Here is a 15,395-nt window from a genome sequence, read left to right as displayed (position 1 = left end):
CTAAAATCACAACTAAATATATGGGAAAATGGTACTAAATCATATAAAAGAACTTGATGGCAGCAGAGTACTGTGGTAAAGTAAAAATGGTTATTTACAAAACAAGGAGGAAAACAAGGAGGATTGGTTATGAAAACCAGAAAAACAATTTTTCACAGAGCTGTTTGCATGTTTTTGACAGCAGTTATGGCAGTTACGTTATTTACAGTGGCAGCTCCGACAGAGGCACAGGCAGCCGGACTTTCTTTTAAGGGGAATGGAAAGTCTACAGTTACAATTAAAGATACGCAGTGTTATAGCGGACGGAATTTGAAGGTAAATTATATCAAATTCAAACCATCCGTGACTGGTACGGTAACTTTAAAGTTTAACTGCAGTTCTTCTTATTACAATAATTCCCAGGGGTATGTTACATTTTGTAATAAAAATAAAAAGACGATCGGTCAGCAAAATGAAATCTGGAGAAATGATTATGCCGGCAAGATTTACAATACCACAACGTATGGTGTAAAGAAGAATACTACATATTATTTTGCAGTGCAGTGTAATGCAGGTACAAAAATCACAGCTACTGTAAAAGCTATTAAAGATTCATCTGCAAGTTCAAAATCAAAAGCAAAAACACTTTCAAAAGGAAAGAAAGTGACAGGTGTTATTGCATACGGTGACAGTAAGGCAGACTGGTATAAAATCAAACTGACTAAGAGTGCTAAATTGGATCTGTATTATCTCGCAAACACAAACGGAACAAATGAGAAAAATGGTTTTAAGATAACTTTCTATAATAAAGATGGAAAAGTATTTTCTGGTAAAAACAATGGAAAAAAAGTTTCTGCTATTTCAAAAGTTACCAGATTATATCCGGAAGATGGATGGTATATCAGTTTGGCAAATGGTGGAACAAAATTTGATCTGCCGTCTGGTACATACTACATCAAGGTAGAGCGTATGAGCAAAGCGTCATCTGGTTCTTATACATTAAAATGGACCACATTTTAGGAAAAATTAAAAACAGCACTGCCAGATCTTATTCTGGTCAGTGCTATTTTTTTAGTTATCGTTCTCGTCGTCAGAAGACATACTGTATACCTGACGTTTTCTTGCCATCTCATCATTTTCAAGATATTCATCATAAGTAGAAACTTTATCAATAAATGTTCCGTCCGGCAGAAATTCGATGATTCTGTTTGCAGTGGTCTGTACAACCTGATGGTCACGGGAAGCAAAAAGGACAACTCCCGGGAATTTGATCAGACCATTATTTAATGCAGTGATAGATTCCATGTCCAGATGGTCAGTCGGCTCATCTAAGATCAGAACGTTTGTAGCCATGATCATCATGCGGGAGAGAAGTACACGTACTTTTTCACCACCGGAGAGAACACGCATTTTTTTGGTTCCATCTTCTCCTGCAAAAAGCATACGGCCGAGGAATCCGCGTACGTAAGTTGCATCTTTGATCTCGGAGTACTGTGTCAGCCAGTCAACGATCAGAAGATCTGTATCGAAAATCTCTGTATTGTCTTTTGGAAAATAGGACTGACTTGTGGTGACACCCCATTTATAAGAACCGGAATCCGGTTCCATTTCTCCGGTAAGTATTTTAAAGAGTGTGGTTTTTGCCAGTTCGTTACCGCCGACAAAAGCGATCTTGTCATCATGTCCTACGATAAAGGATACATTGTCGAGCACTTTCACACCGTCGATGGTTTTCGTGATGCCTTCTACCGACAGAACCTCATTACCGATCTCACGGCTTGGACGGAAATCAATGTACGGATATTTACGGCTGGAAGGACGGATCTCATCTAACTGGATCTTCTCTAAAGCACGCTTTCTTGAGGTAGCCTGTTTGGATTTGGAAGCATTTGCAGAGAAACGGGAAATAAAGTCCTGTAACTCTTTGATCTTTTCTTCTTTCTTCTTGTTGGCTTCTTTCATCTGTTTTACGAGAAGCTGGCTGGATTCATACCAGAAGTCGTAGTTACCTGCATACAACTGGATCTTACCGTAATCGATATCTGCAATGTTTGTGCAGACTTTGTTTAAGAAATAACGGTCATGGGATACCACGATAACAGTATTTTCAAAGTTGATCAGAAATTCTTCCAGCCAGTTGATCGCATCAAGATCTAAGTGGTTAGTCGGCTCATCGAGAAGCAGAATGTCAGGATTGCCGAACAGCGCCTGTGCAAGTAAGACTTTTACTTTTAAAGGACCAGGCATGTCAGCCATTTGTGTGTAATGTTCCTCTGTCGGGATACCAAGACCATTGAGGAGCGTTGCAGCATCGGATTCTGCATTCCATCCGTCCATGTCAGCAAACTCTGCCTCAAGTTCGCTTGCACGGATACCGTCCTCATCCGTAAAATCCTCTTTCATGTAAATTGCATCTTTTTCTTTCATAATATCATAGAGGCGTTTATTACCCATGATGACAGTATCAAGAACCGTATATTCATCATATTTGAAGTGATCCTGCTGCAGGAAAGAAAGACGCTGTCCCGGTGTAATGGTAACGTCACCTCCAGTCGGTTCTAACTGTCCGGATAAAATCTTTAAAAAGGTAGACTTTCCGGCACCGTTTGCACCGATAAGACCGTAACAGTTTCCTTCAGTAAACTTAATATTGACGTCTTCGAACAGGGCTTTTTTACCAATTCGAAGCGTAACGTTATTTGCACTGATCATAGTTGTTATTCTCCTGATTTGTTAATATTGAGTGTGCGGATGCTGTTGCAAACCGCTATAATACCGTAATTGCACCAATTCGTATCATACTAGAAAAGTGTGGAGATTGCAACCGAAACTTCCTAGAAACACTTTTATTTCTGACAAAATTTGCTATAATGGAAAATAGAATGTGTATACAGAATCGGAAAAGAAATTGTATGGAAAAGTCAGATTTACATACTTGAATGGAGAAAAAATGGAGAAGGCAAACGTAAAGGGACTGATATATGAATTTCCGATGGGGGTTGCAGTATTAAAAGGTGGAAATTCATTACAGGTTGAGATCGCAAATGCAGAATTTATGAAAGCAGTCGGTCATGGAGAATGTACGGAAGCAGACAGAAGCAGGGATTTCTATGACTGTATTTATGGGCAGGATGCAGGTGCTTTTGAGGACATGATCGAAAAATGCAGGGAGAAGAAAAAGGCAGAAGAGATCGAAATAAGAATCATTTCGGGACAGGGGCAGATCTGCTGGGTAAAATTCTGGTGCAGTATTTATTATTATAAGGATGCGGTGCCATACTATCTTTTGATCTGTAAAGATACCAATGACCAGAAAGCACTCGAAGATGAGCTGTTTTTATTAAATGAGCAGTATTCCATGTTAGAGGAAGTGACGGATGATGTGCCGTTTGAATACGATGTGGAGGGAAAACGATTCAGAGTCCCACATAAATATCATATAAACGGACGCCTGAAAAAAGATGGTCAGGATTATATGGAAATTGAAGAGTGGCTTGATTTTATACATAAAGAGGAACAGCCGCTATATCGGGAAGTAATTCAGAATGCATCCGCAAAGGAAATGTCTGGATCGTTTGATTATCGGATGAATACCGCCCTTGGAGGGGGAGTGCCACAGTACTGCTGGTATCGGACTGTGTACCGGAGTATAAGGGGAACAGATGGAAGAATTTTAAAGATTATCGGGAGAAGTTATGATATCAGTTCCGACAGAAAGATTCAGGAACAGCTTTCCGAAGAGATGCGGAGAGATCCACTGACACATCTTTATAATAAAGTGGCGACCGGTGAAGAGGTGGAACGGATATTAAATAAGTATCCAGAAGAAACACATGTATTGTTTCTGATCGATATCGATAATTTTAAGAATATTAACGATACGTTTGGACATACGGTAGGCGACACCGTGATTTCAGATATTGCATTAACTTTAGAGGAACAGTTCCCGGATAATAAACTGGTGGGAAGAGTCGGCGGAGATGAATTTCTGGTTCTGATGGATAATACGACAATAAAACAGGCAGAACAAAAAGCAAAGGAACTCTGCCGGCATGGAGATAAAAAGCTGGTTGGAGATGATGCGGTCATCTATGTGACGATGAGTGTGGGACTGGCGGTATCGGGACAGGATGGAGACAGTTATACAGATCTGTTTGATCAGGCGGATCGTGCCATGTATGAGATCAAGCGGAGTGGAAAAAGTAATTACGCATTCGCCGGAAAAAATAAGAACAGTCATACGAAACGCGAAATAGATACCTGTGGAAAAGACATGGACTTTGAAAAAAAGCAGGGAATGGACAAAGAATTTTTAAATACTGCATTCCTGCTTTTATCACATGCGAAAGATCTGAATGGTTCCTTAAATGTGCTGCTTGAGAGGATTGGCAGACGGTATCACCTGGATATGGCAGCTGTTTTTGAATATGATGAAGAACTTTCAAAAATGACGCTGACAAACTATTGGAGCACCTTCGGACAGATTTATGAAAAAAATGTCATAAAACCGATCCGGACTGAAGTGGCAGAGGCAGGCGGCGGGGATTTTGTAATATTGAATGATACAGATGAGACACACTATCAAAGGCTGTCACTTGAAAACTGGAATACGGGAGAAGAACGTATCACACAGATCGCTGTGGCAAAATTTGAATGTTCCGGTAACCGGACCGGGGGATTGTATTTTGGTGTGCGGAACAGACAGAACTATTTTGAAAACGCAGACCGCACAACGTTTTGCGAACTTGCAAGGATAACGTCTGTGTTCGTGTCGCTGAGAAATAAGTTAAGGGATGATCAGAAGGAGATCCGCCATTTACAGAATATAGACCAGCTGACGGGATTATATAATTTAGAAGCGTTTAAAAATAAAATGAACAATATTCTGAGTGAGACCTGGAATACCGGAAAAGAACAGGAACACTATGCGCTTATACATGCAGATATCGACAAATTTTCTTATGTCAATGAAAATTATGGGCAGCAGACAGGGGACACTATTTTGAAAGATTTTGCGGCGCGGCTTATGAAAAATAGCAGGATTCTTCTGGCATGCCGGATGTATTCCGACTATTTTATCCTTCTTTTAAAAGGAAAAGACCAGGCTGAAATCGAAAAATTGGTGGCATGGGGCACAGAATATTATGAGCAGAAATTAAAGAAAAAATATCCTTTCGGAACGCTCAGGCTGTCGGTTGGAATCTGTCACATTGAAAATCTGAATGAAAAATTTGACACGATATTAGAGAGTGCAAATATGGCACGCAAACTGGTAAAGGAACAGGGCGGTGCAGGAATCTGCGTTTATAAAGAAGAGATGCGTGCAAAACGTGATGATGAGATACAGATCACAGGACGCTTTTATGGAGCCATGCAGCAGGGGGAGCTTGAAGTTTACTTACAGCCCAAATTTAATTTAAAAGACCGGAAAATATACGGTGCAGAAGCACTTGCAAGATGGCGGACGAAGTCCGGGGAGATGATCATGCCGGGAAGATTCGTTCCCCCACTTGAAAATACAGGCTATGTGGTGGATCTTGACTTCTATATTTATGAACAGCTTCTTAGGGCAATGCGAAGATGGAAACAGGCAGGAAAAGAGCTGTTTACAATATCTACCAATTTTTCGCGGCGCAATTTTGAAAATGGAAGCAGAAATTTTGCAGACCGTTTAAAACGCATGGCGGATCATTATGGCATTGATCCAAAATATATTGAAGTGGAAGTTACCGAGAGCGTTGTGGTGGAAAATGTGGATGAATTAAAGGTGGTGCTCGCAGAACTTGAAAAATCCGGATTCCGTATCGCGATCGATGATTTTGGAACAGGGTATTCTTCACTTGGTGTTCTGCTTGAGATACCCGCTGATGTGGTGAAGATCGACAAAACTTTTACAGACCGGATCAATCTGGAAGAACAGCGCAACTTTGTTTCGCAGATGGGGAATTTTATACATTCGGCAAAAGAAGAAGTAATATTTGAGGGGATTGAAACGGAAGAACAGCTTCAGTTTTTGTGCAGCTGTGGCTTTTTGTATGGACAGGGATATTTATTTGACAGACCGATCCCGCTAAAAGAATTTGAAAGGAAATATATGTGAGATTGCACTTGTTTTTGTACAGTCAAAGACCTTTTCTTTTGATAAATTCTATGCTAAAATATGACTTAAGTCGATAAATTGTATCATTTTGTGCTTTTCACACAGGAGCATAAGAGAGATACAGTATGACATTTTATTTTTTTAAAATAAGGAGGAATAAGTAATGTCCAGAGCAAAACAGTCAATGGACGGTAATACCGCCGCAGCTCATGTAGCTTATGCGTTTACAGATGTTGCAGCTATTTACCCAATTACACCATCCAGCCCGATGGCAGATACCGTAGATCAGTGGTCTGCAGCAGGACAGGAAAATATTTTCGGTAATCAGGTAAAGGTTGTGGAGATGGAATCTGAGGCAGGTGCAGCAGGTGCCGTTCACGGTTCTCTTGCAGCAGGTGCTTTAACAACCACCTTTACAGCTTCTCAGGGTCTTTTATTAATGATCCCGAACATGTACAAAATCGCAGGTGAGCAGCTTCCATGTGTATTCGATGTATCTGCACGTACAGTTGCTACACAGTCTTTAAATATTTTTGGTGATCACAGTGATGTATATGCCTGCCGTCAGACAGGTTTCGCTATGTTATGTGAGACCAACCCACAGGAAGTTATGGACTTAAGTCCGGTTGCTCATCTTGCAACAATCGAAGGAAAAGTTCCATTCATCAACTTCTTTGATGGTTTCCGTACATCCCACGAGATCCAGAAGATCGAGAAATGGGATTACGCTGATCTGAAAGAAATGTGCAACATGGACGCAGTTGCTGCATTCCGTGCACATGCATTAAATCCGGAGCATCCGGCTATGCGTGGTTCTCATGAGAACGGAGACGTTTTCTTCCAGCATCGTGAGGCTTGTAACACAGCTTACAACGAGTTACCGGCAATCGTTGAGAAATACATGGCTAAGATCAACGAGAAGTTAGGAACAAACTACGATTTATTCAACTACTACGGAGCAGAAGATGCTGACCGTGTTATCGTAGCTATGGGTTCTGTAAACGACGTAGCAGAAGAGGTAATTGATTACTTAACAGCTAAGGGTGAGAAAGTCGGACTTATCAAAGTTCGTTTATATCGTCCATGGGTATCTGAGGCATTCTTAAAAGTTCTTCCTAAGACAGCTAAGAAAGTTGCTGTTCTTGACAGAACAAAAGAGCCAGGTGCACTTGGTGATCCGTTATACTTAGATGTAGCAACCACACTTCGTGAGGCAGGTCTTGATACAATCGTATTAACAGGCGGCCGTTACGGATTAGGTTCTAAAGATACACCACCTTCAAGTTTATTCGCAGTATACAAAGAGTTAGAGAAAGATGCTCCAAAGAGCAGATTCACCATCGGTATCGTTGATGATGTTACTAACTTAAGTTTACCGGAAGTTAAACCGGCTCCTATCACTGCAGCAGAAGGTACAGTTGAGTGTAAATTCTGGGGTCTCGGCGGAGATGGTACTGTAGGTGCTAACAAGAACTCTACCAAGATCATTGGTGACCACACAGATAAATACATCCAGGCATACTTCCAGTATGACTCCAAGAAAACTGGTGGTATCACAATTTCCCACTTAAGATTTGGTGACAAACCAATCAGAAGCCCGTATTACATCAACCAGGCAGACTTCGTAGCATGCCACAACCCATCTTATGTAACAAAAGGATTCAAGATGGTACAGGATGTAAAACCAGGCGGAGTATTCATGATCAACTGCCAGTGGTCAGATGAAGAATTAGAGCATCATTTAAATGCTGCTGCTAAGAAATACATCGCTGACAACAATATTCAGTTATACACCATCAACGCTATCGATAAAGCTATCGAGATCGGTATGGGTAAACGTACTAACACAATTTTACAGTCTGCATTCTTCAAATTAGCAAACGTAATGCCAATCGAAGAGGCTGTAGATTTCATGAAACAGGCTGCTAAGAAATCCTATGGTAAGAAAGGTGATGCAGTCGTAGAGATGAACTACAAAGCAATCGACGCTGGTGTTGATGCAGTTCATAAAGTAGAGGTTCCGGCTTCCTGGTCTAACCCGGCAGCAGATCCGGCTCCTAAGAAATTAACAGGTCGTCCAGAGACAGTTAAGATGGTAGAAGATTTAATGAACCCGATCTCCTTAATGGATGGTGATTCATTACCAGTTTCTGCATTCATGGGCAACCCTGATGGACAGTTCGAGCATGGTGCAGCAGCATACGAGAAACGTGGTACAGCTGTAACAGTTCCTACATGGAATGCAGAGAAATGTATCCAGTGTAACCAGTGTGCATTTGTATGTTCTCATGCAACAATCCGTCCGTTCATGTTAAGTGAGGATGAAGTAAAAGCAGCTCCTTCCAATATCAAAGTTGCTGATACAAAACCAAAGGCAAGCGAGTACAAATACACAATGAGCGTATCTCCATTAGACTGTATGGGATGCGGCGAGTGTATCACAGTATGTCCGGTTGGTGCTATCGAGATGGTTCCACAGGAATCTCAGGCAGACGAGCAGCCAGTATTCGATTACTTAGTTGCTAACGTAAGCAAGAAACCTGGTATGCCGGCAGACAACACTGTAAAAGGTTCTCAGTTCAACCAGCCATTACTTGAGTTCTCAGGTTCTTGTGCAGGATGTGCAGAGACATCATACGCTCGTTTGATTACTCAGTTATTTGGTGAGCATATGTATATCTCCAATGCAACAGGATGTTCCTCTATCTGGGGTGGTCCGGCTGCTACATCACCATATACAGTAAACAAAGACAGTAAAAAAGGACCGGCTTGGGCTAACTCCTTATTCGAGGATAACGCTGAGCATGGTTTAGGTATGCAGATTGGTCAGGAAGTATTACGTGATCAGGCTATCGCAAGCGCTGAGAAATGTGCTGCTTCTGACAAAGCAAGCGCTGAGTTAAAGGCTGCATTTGATAAATTTGTTGAGACAAAGAACGATACAAAAGCAAATACACCTGCAACAGAAGCTCTTGTAGCAGAGTTAGAGAAAGCTGCAGCAGCTGGATGCCCAGACGCTAAGGCAGCTCTTGATAAGAAAGATTACCTCGCTAAGAAGTCCGTATGGATCTTCGGTGGTGATGGTTGGGCATACGATATCGGATTCGGCGGATTAGATCATGTTCTTGCTTCCGGACATAACGTAAATGTTATGGTATTCGATACTGAGATGTACTCCAATACAGGTGGTCAGGCTTCTAAAGCTTCCAACATCGGTGAAGTTTGTCAGTTCGCTGCTGCTGGTAAAGATATCGGCAAGAAGAGCCTTGCAGAGATCGCTATGAGCTATGGTTATGTATACGTAGCACAGATCGCTCTTGGTGCAAACATGGCTCAGGCTGTTAAAGTTTTAGCTGAAGCAGAAGCTTACAACGGACCTTCTTTAATCATCGGTTATGCTCCATGTGAGTTACACGGTGTTAAAGGCGGAATGAACCACTGCCAGGATGAGATGAAGAAAGCAGTAGCTGCTGGTTACTGGAACTTATTCTCCTTCAATCCTGCACTCAAAGCAGAAGGAAAGAACCCATTTACATTGACATCTAAGCCAGGTGATGGTTCTTACCAGGATTTCCTGAACAACGAAACACGTTACAGCCGTCTGACAAGATCCTTCCCAGAGAGAGCACAGAAACTCTTTGCTGCATCTGAGGAAGCTGCAAAGGCTCGTTATGAGCACTTACAGAGACTGGTTGAGCTTTACAAATAAGCTGCAGATCTTGTCTGAATTGATGTAAATTTCCAAAGCCCGGAAAGGTATAAGCCTTTTCGGGTTTTTTGTAAGTCAGAAGCTGGTGATAAAATAAACTTTTGGTTACAGGATTATAACTGGAGCATGGAACAGATAGCAGGCGGTCCAATAGATAAGATGTATCTGTGAAAATATGTCGAAAATTATATCATAATTGTATACAAAGTATATAATTAGCATAATACGAAATTGTGTATTGACAAAAACAGGGTAAAAACGTATAATAAAAATACATATAGAGGGTAGTTCACATGCAAATGTACTAAACCGAAAAAGTAAGACGCTTATGATTGCGTGTGCTTTTTCGGTTTTTTTGATTTTGAATGCAGATGTGGTAGAGTAATGTGACTTGTTGTTTAGAGGGGGGAAACAAATGCAGCAAATTAATGGAAAGATTGCATTCGGAGGAATTGCGATTGGAAAAATCAAAGAAGTTTTTAAAGAAAACAATGTGGTAAGACGTGTGAAAATTGATGACACACAGGCAGAAATTTCACGTTTTAGAGCAGCCAAAAATCAGGCAACAGAAGAATTAAAGGCACTTTATGACAAGGCAGTCAAAGAAGTTGGTGAAGCAAATGCAGCAATTTTTGAAGTACATCAGATGATGTTAGAGGATGAAGATTATCTGGATTCTATTCGTAATATCATAGTAGCGCAGTCTGTGAACGCAGAATTTGCTGTAGCGACGACGGGAGATAATTTTGCAAGGATGTTTGCGGATATGGATGACGATTATATGAAAGAACGTGCAGCAGATGTAAAAGATATTTCTGAACGTGTGATCCGTATTTTATCCCGGAAGGAAGAAACTGTGCATGCGGCCGATGAAGAAAAATATATTATAGCAGCGGACGACCTTGCTCCGAGCGAGACAATTCAGTTAGAACGGGAGAGAGTGCTTGCATTTGTGACAAGACAAGGCTCTACAAATTCTCATACAGCCATTCTTGCCAGAACGATGAATATTCCGGCATTGGTATCAGCGGCAATTCCAAAAGAAGTGAATGGAAAGTATGCAATTATAGATGGATTTAAGGGTATTTTGATCCTTGATCCAGAGGAAGAAATATTAAAAGAATACGAGAAAAAACAGCAGAATGAGAAGAAACGTCAGGAATTATTACAGCAGTTAAAGGGAAAACCGACTGTTACAAAAGATGGAAAAGAGATCAAACTCTATGCTAATATTGGTGAGGTAAAAGATTTAGGAGCTGTTTTACAGAATGATGCAGCCGGAATCGGACTTTTCAGAAGTGAGTTTTTATATTTGCAGAGTGATCATTTTCCAACAGAGGAAGAACAGTTTCAGGCCTATAAAACGGTTGCAGAAGTGATGGCTGGAAAAAAGGTGATCATCCGCACATTAGATATCGGAGCAGACAAGCAGATAGATTATTTTGGACTTGATCGTGAGGATAATCCGGCATTGGGATATCGTGCAGTAAGAATCTGCCTGAACCGGCCGGAAATTTTTAAAACACAGTTAAGAGCGTTGCTGCGTGCAAGCATGTTTGGCAATATTTCCATTATGGTTCCTATGATCGCATCTGTATGGGAAGTGAAAAAAGTAAAAGAAATCATGGAGGAAGTGAAAGCGGAATTGTCTGCAGAGGGATTGCCATATAAAGAAGTTGAATTTGGAGTTATGATCGAGACTCCTGCAGCAGTTATGATCGCAGATGATCTCGCAAAAGAGGTGGATTTCTTTAGTATTGGAACCAATGACCTGACACAGTATACGCTTGCTATTGACAGGCAGAATGCAAAACTTGACCGTTTCTATGATTCACATCATCCGGCAGTACTCAAAATGATCCAGATGGTCATTGACAGTGCCCATGAAGAAGGAATCTGGGCAGGAATTTGCGGAGAACTTGGAGCAGATCTGACTTTGACAGAAACATTTGTGAAAATGGGCATTGATGAATTATCGGTATCACCTGCAATGGTGCTGCCTGTAAGAAATAAAATAATAAATGCATAATCTAAGCATAGGAGGAAATTAAAATGAAATCATTCAGTTACACAGTAAAGGACGAATTGGGTATTCATGCAAGACCGGCGGGAATGCTCGTAAAAGAGGTTAAAAATTTTAAAAGTAAAGTAACTCTCGAAAAAGACGGAAAAGTAATTGATGCAGCCCGTCTGATGGCAGTTATGAGTATGGGAGTAAAAAAAGACCAGACTGTGACTATAACAGTGGAAGGTACTGACGAAGATGCGGCATATGATGCATTAAAATCTTTCTTTGAAACAAATTTGTGAGATAATTAGTTGTTGTGTACAGGTTTTTGAAAAAAACATGGTGGATATTAACAAAAAAACAAATATAATAAGAATAAAACTTGACATAATAAACAATAAATGCTACAATCTATTTAGATAGAAACAGAGCACATTGGATTGTTACTGGTAAGCAGGCAAAACCAAATTTTACATATCTGGCTTGGATTTTGTAAAATTTGGTTTTTTTAATTATTAGGGACAAAAACGGAGTGGAATATGGTTATCCAGAAAGTGATTAATAACAATGTAATATCAGCATATGATGTGAATCAGCAGGAAATTGTTATCATGGGTAAGGGAATCGGGTTTAAGGCGCATACGGGAGAACTGATTGATGAAAGCAAAATCGAGAAGGTTTTTCGTATTGAGAATGAGAAGCTTTCCAGACAGTTTCAGGAACTTTTAGAAAATATTCCATTAGAGCACATGCAGCTTACCAATGATATTATATCCTACGCAATAAAGAATCTGAATGTACAACTGAATCAGAATATATACATCACTTTGACAGATCATATTAATTTTGCAATCCAGAGACAGTCGCAGGGGATTCAATTGAAGAATGCATTACTTTGGGAGACTAAGAGGTTTTACCATCAGGAATATCTGATGGGAAAATATGCAGTTGATCTTTTGAATGAGAAGCTGGGTACAGAGTTTACGGAAGATGAAGCAGGATTTATAGCCCTGCATTTTGTGAATGCAGAATACAACACGACGATCAATGATACATTTGAAATGACGAATATGATTCAGAAGATTTTAGAACTGGTCAGGTTGGAAATGGGAATTGAGTTTGATGAGGAATCCCTGCATTATGAGAGATTTATCACTCATCTTAAGTTTTTGGTACAGCGCCTTTACCGGCATGAATTGTTGAAAGATGAGGAGATTGAATTTGCAAGGATGATGGAAAATAAGTATCCGAAGGAATATGAATGCAGTAAACATATTGCTGAATATATTGAAAAGGAATATGGCAGCGGAATTGCCAGCGAGGAAATCATGTTTCTGGCGATACATATAAAACGTGTGTGTATGGCAGGATAAACCTGACAATAATACAGCAGAAAAGAGGTATGGAAATGTTTGATTTTTTTAAGAAAAAAGAAAAAGGGATTGAGATAGGTTCACCAGTAAAAGGAAAAACGGTTGCGATCAGTAATGTAAGTGATCCAACTTTTGGAGAGGAGATTTTAGGAAAAGGTGTTGCAATTATTCCTGCGGAAGGCAGGATATATGCACCGGCCGATGGTACGATTGAGATGTTATTTGATACGATGCATGCAGTAAGTATGACGACTTCAGAAGGTGTAGAACTGCTCATACACATAGGACTTGATACGGTTGCATTAAAGGGAGAACATTTTACTGCATATAAAGGCAATGGTGATTCTGTGAAAAAGGGAGAACTGTTGATAGAGGCTGATCTTGACGCAGTAAAAAAAGCCGGTTATGACGTGATCACGCCTGTGGTTGTGTGCAATACATCAGATTATCAGACAGTGGAAACAGTGACAGATCAGGAAGTAGAACCTGGCGACACAGTATTGATCCTAAATAAATAAAGCACAAACTTGAGATGCAAATGAAAACGTTGTTTTCATTGAAAGACAGCGCAAGAATGGAGATTAAAATGTATTTTAGCCGTACTTATAACGGCATAAAATAAAATGAAAAGGGATAAAAAAAAGGAGGAGCTTTTATTATGATGAAGTATTTACAGAAATTGGGAAAAGCATTAATGCTTCCTGTAGCGTGTCTTCCAATCTGTGGTATCTTAATGGGTATTGGATATGCGCTATGTCCATCTACCATGCAGGGGGGCGATGTTTCCGGTATCGTTCAGATGATCGGTTTCTTCCTTGTAAAAGCAGGAGGAGCTTTGATCGATAACATGGCAATTCTTTTTGTTATCGGTGTCGGCGTTGGTATGGCAGATGATAATGATGGTACAGCAGCTCTTGCAGCTTTGGCATCATGGTTAATGATGACAAACCTTCTTTCTACAGGGGTTGTTACAACGTTAATGCCGGTAATTGCAGAGAATGAGACAAAAGTGCTTGCATTCAGTAAGATTGCAAACCCATTTATCGGTATCCTTGCCGGTATCATCGGTGCAACATGCTACAACAAATTCAAAGGTACAAAATTACCTGACTGGTTATCATTCTTCAGTGGTAAGCGTTGTGTAGCAATCGTTGCAGGCGTTGTTTCTATCATTGTATCCGCAATCTTATTATTCATCTGGCCTTTATTATTTGGAGCATTAGTTTCAATCGGTGAAGGAATTGTTGGATTTGGTCCTGTTGGTGCAGGTATTTATGCATTCTTAAACAGATTGCTGATTCCAACCGGATTACATCATGCACTGAACAATGTATTCTGGTTTGATACGATCGGACTTGGGGATTTACAACATTTCTGGGCAGGCGAGACGTCGGCAGATGTAACATGGGATTTGGGTATGTATATGTCTGGATTCTTCCCATGTATGATGTTCGGTATTCCGGGTGCAGCTCTTGCTATGATTCAGACTGCTAAGAGTAATAAGAAGAAAGTTGCAATCGGTCTGGTAGCCTCCGCAGCTGTTTGTGCATTTGTCTGTGGTGTTACAGAGCCATTTGAGTTTGGTTTCATGTTCCTTGCACCGGCACTTTATGTTGTATATGCATTATTATATGGTATCTTCACAGTGATTACGGTATTAGTTGGATTTAGAGCAGGTTTTAGTTTCTCTGCTGGAGCAACAGACCTTCTTTTCTCTGCAACCCTTCCGGCAGCAAAGAATACCTGGATGATCATTCCACTTGGTATTGCAGCATTTATTGTATTTTATGTTGTATTCCGTTTCGCTATCACAAAGTTTGATCTGAAAACTCCTGGTAGAGAAGACGATGATGTGGAAGCAGAGAAAAATGTCGACCTTGGGAGCAGTGATTACACAACTGTAGCGGCAACAATTTTAGAAGGTGTTGGTGGTGCAGCAAATATTAAAAGTATTGATAACTGCATTACAAGACTTCGGCTTGAGGTAAAAGACAGTTCTTTAGTAGATGAGAAGAAAATCAAATCAGCAGGGGCTGCTGGTGTTATCAGACCAAGTAAAACAGCTGTTCAGGTTGTCATTGGAACAAAAGTCCAGTTCGTAGCTGATGAGTTCAAAAAATTATGTAGATAATCAAAAACATACTATTTGTGAAATGAAATCATATTGAAGAAAAAATAATCCCTTTTTGACAGAGGCGGTTCCAGTTGGAATCGCTTCTTTGTCAT

9 protein-coding genes are annotated in these 15,395 nt (G+C 40.4%); 8 read left to right on the top strand and 1 reads right to left on the bottom strand.

Translation table 11 applies throughout. The features are described 5' to 3' along the window. Positions 1-129: 129 nt before the first annotated feature. The gene (locus H8S51_RS12205; protein ID WP_117919356.1) at positions 130-999 is read left to right on the top strand and encodes a hypothetical protein; all 870 of its coding nucleotides are present in this window, start codon (positions 130-132) and stop codon (positions 997-999) included. 51 nt (positions 1,000-1,050) lie between these two features. On the opposite strand, the gene H8S51_RS12200 is transcribed toward H8S51_RS12205, so the two are convergent. Beyond that, a complete protein-coding gene (locus tag H8S51_RS12200; RefSeq protein ID WP_117919354.1) occupies positions 1,051-2,691 on the bottom strand; it encodes an ABC-F family ATP-binding cassette domain-containing protein in 1,641 nt (546 codons plus the stop codon). A gap of 238 nt (positions 2,692-2,929) precedes the next feature. Here H8S51_RS12200 and H8S51_RS12195 point away from each other — a divergent pair, with 238 nt between their 5' ends. The 7 genes from H8S51_RS12195 to nagE all read left to right on the top strand — a co-directional run bounded on the left by H8S51_RS12195 (position 2,930) and on the right by nagE (position 15,300). Continuing rightward, entirely contained in the window at positions 2,930-6,079 is a 3,150-nt protein-coding gene (locus tag H8S51_RS12195) for a bifunctional diguanylate cyclase/phosphodiesterase (protein ID WP_117919489.1), read from the top strand. A gap of 163 nt (positions 6,080-6,242) precedes the next feature. After that, the gene (nifJ, locus tag H8S51_RS12190; protein WP_117919352.1) at positions 6,243-9,788 is read left to right on the top strand and encodes a pyruvate:ferredoxin (flavodoxin) oxidoreductase; all 3,546 of its coding nucleotides are present in this window, start codon (positions 6,243-6,245) and stop codon (positions 9,786-9,788) included. A gap of 415 nt (positions 9,789-10,203) precedes the next feature. After that, positions 10,204-11,817 carry a phosphoenolpyruvate--protein phosphotransferase gene (gene ptsP, locus H8S51_RS12185; protein WP_117919350.1) on the top strand — a complete coding sequence of 538 codons (1,614 nt, stop codon included), beginning with the start codon at positions 10,204-10,206 and terminating at the stop codon, positions 11,815-11,817. A 23-nt stretch (positions 11,818-11,840) separates the two neighbouring features. Continuing rightward, a complete protein-coding gene (locus H8S51_RS12180) occupies positions 11,841-12,098 on the top strand; it encodes an HPr family phosphocarrier protein (protein ID WP_117919348.1) in 258 nt (85 codons plus the stop codon). Positions 12,099-12,335: 237 nt separating this feature from the next. Further along, positions 12,336-13,169, top strand: a complete 834-nt coding sequence (gene licT / locus H8S51_RS12175) for a BglG family transcription antiterminator LicT (RefSeq protein ID WP_186899165.1) — start codon at positions 12,336-12,338, stop codon at positions 13,167-13,169. A gap of 35 nt (positions 13,170-13,204) precedes the next feature. Beyond that, a complete protein-coding gene (locus H8S51_RS12170; protein WP_022112008.1) occupies positions 13,205-13,687 on the top strand; it encodes a PTS sugar transporter subunit IIA in 483 nt (160 codons plus the stop codon). Positions 13,688-13,830: 143 nt separating this feature from the next. Next, the gene (gene nagE / locus H8S51_RS12165) at positions 13,831-15,300 is read left to right on the top strand and encodes an N-acetylglucosamine-specific PTS transporter subunit IIBC (protein ID WP_334294384.1); all 1,470 of its coding nucleotides are present in this window, start codon (positions 13,831-13,833) and stop codon (positions 15,298-15,300) included. Positions 15,301-15,395: the final 95 nt, after the last annotated feature.

Source organism: Roseburia rectibacter (assembly GCF_014287515.2).
Lineage (GTDB): Bacteria > Bacillota > Clostridia > Lachnospirales > Lachnospiraceae > Roseburia > Roseburia rectibacter.
Note: the sequence above shows the minus strand (reverse complement) of the source record. Positions and strands in the feature narration are given on the sequence as shown.